The sequence below is a fragment of the Bacillus sp. SIMBA_008 genome (assembly GCF_046535495.1).
GTDB lineage: Bacteria > Bacillota > Bacilli > Bacillales > Bacillaceae > Bacillus > Bacillus subtilis.
Genome location: NZ_JAWRWL010000927.1, coordinates 1 through 250, shown reverse-complemented (window position 1 = coordinate 250; position 250 = coordinate 1). Strand labels below are relative to the sequence as shown.

The 250-nt window shown below is 31.6% G+C and carries 1 pseudogene; it reads left to right on the top strand.

The features are described 5' to 3' along the window. Positions 1 to 133, top strand: a pseudogene (locus tag SB658_RS28380) (sensor histidine kinase); the annotation flags it as partial. Positions 134 to 250 lie beyond the last annotated feature (117 nt).

Genomic DNA, 250 nt, shown 5'->3' with positions numbered 1-250 from the left:
ACGCTCCAAAGGTGGAACAGGATTGGGCCTTGCTATTTCAAAAAATATATTAGAGTTGCATGGCGCGGAATATGGTGTTTTGAATACAGAAGATGGAGTATTATTTTTCTTCTATTTAAATAAAAACGTGTAGAATTTCCGTTCTACACGTTTTTATCATTTTTAAACGAAATCGACATTATCTGCATTTTATCTTTATCAGCATTCATTACTATTTTCATTAGAAACAGAATGAAAAGTTGATAAGGAG